The sequence below is a fragment of the Micromonospora sp. NPDC005197 genome, assembly GCF_040608295.1.
In the GTDB taxonomy this organism is placed as follows: domain Bacteria; phylum Actinomycetota; class Actinomycetes; order Mycobacteriales; family Micromonosporaceae; genus Micromonospora.
Window position 1 is genome coordinate 1,874 of sequence record NZ_JBEXHY010000217.1, and the last position, 1,639, is coordinate 3,512.

Genomic DNA, 1,639 nt, shown 5'->3' on the forward strand with positions numbered 1-1,639 from the left:
CCGGGTTTGGTGTGGGGCGGATCGGGTTGTGGGTTGGTCGTTTGTTGAGAATTGCACAGTGGACGCGAGCATCTTTGTGGTCAAGTTGTCAAGGGCGAACGGTGAATGCCTTGGCACCAGGAGCCGATGAAGGACGTGGGAGGCCGCGATAGGCCTGGGGGAGCTGTCAACCAAGCTGTGATCCCAGGGTGTCCGAATGGGGAAACCTGGCACCAGTCATGTGGTGTCACCCACACCTGAACACATAGGGTGTGTGGAGGGAACGCGGGGAAGTGAAACATCTCAGTACCCGTAGGAAGAGAAAACAAATAGTGATTCCGTGAGTAGTGGCGAGCGAAAGCGGATTGAGGCTAAACCGGCTGCGTGTGATACCTGTCAGGGGTTGCGTGGTCGGGGTTGTGGGACCCTACTGAACAAGCTGACACTTGTTCGAGGAGTTACAAAGTCAGTGGCTAGTCGAACAGTCTGGAATGGCTGACCGTAGACGGTGAAAGTCCGGTAGGTGAAAGTTGCTGACCTTCTGTGGGTGTTCCCGAGTAGCGGCGGACCCCTGAAATCTGCCGTGAATCTGCCAGGACCACCTGGTAAGCCTAAATACTTCCTGGTGACCGATAGCGGACGAGTACCGTGAGGGAATGGTGAAAAGTACCCCGGGAGGGGAGTGAAATAGTACCTGAAACCGTTCGCCTACAATCCGTCGGAGCCTTGCGGGGTGACGGCGTGCCTTTTGAAGAATGAGCCTGCGAGTTAGTGGCATGTGGCGAGGTTAACCCGTGTGGGGGAGCCGTAGCGAAAGCGAGTCTGAATAGGGCGATTCAGTCGCGTGTCCTAGACCCGAAGCGGAGTGATCTAGCCATGGGCAGGCTGAAGCGCGGGTAAGACCGCGTGGAGGGCCGAACCCACCAACGTTGAAAAGTTGGGGGATGACCTGTGGTTAGGGGTGAAAGGCCAATCAAACTCCGTGATAGCTGGTTCTCCCCGAAATGCATTTAGGTGCAGCGTCGCGTGTTTCTTGCCGGAGGTAGAGCACTGGATGGTCTAGGGGGCCCACAAGCTTACCGAAACCAGCCAAACTCCGAATGCCGGTAAGTGAGAGCGCGGCAGTGAGACTGCGGGGGATAAGCTTCGTAGTCGAGAGGGAAACAGCCCAGATCACCAGCTAAGGCCCCTAAGCGTGTGCTAAGTGGAAAAGGATGTGGGGTCGCATAGACAACCAGGAGGTTGGCTTAGAAGCAGCCACCCTTTAAAGAGTGCGTAATAGCTCACTGGTCAAGTGGTTCCGCGCCGACAATGTAGCGGGGCTCAAGCACACCGCCGAAGCTGTGGCATTCACATTTTAACCTCGCTTGGACTTGATTCCTTGTGCAGGTGTGTGGATGGGTAGGGGAGCGTCGTGCCGCGAGTGAAGCAGCGGGGTGACCCAGTTGTGGACGCGGCACGAGTGAGAATGCAGGCATGAGTAGCGAAAGAAGGGTGAGAAACCCTTCCGCCGGATGACCAAGGGTTCCAGGGCCAGGCTAATCCGCCCTGGGTGAGTCGGGACCTAAGGCGAGGCCGAGAGGCGTAGTCGATGGACAACGGGTTGATATTCCCGTACCCGCGAAAGAGCGTCCCTGATGAACCTCGTTGTGCTAACCAT

Annotated in this window: 1 rRNA gene (only partly in view); it reads left to right on the forward strand. The window is 56.9% G+C overall.

The annotated features are described in order from the left end of the window. The first annotated feature begins 78 nt into the window (after nucleotides 1-78). Nucleotides 79-1,639: ribosomal RNA gene (locus tag ABZU46_RS30875) — 23S ribosomal RNA — on the forward strand; it runs 1,743 nt beyond the window's last position.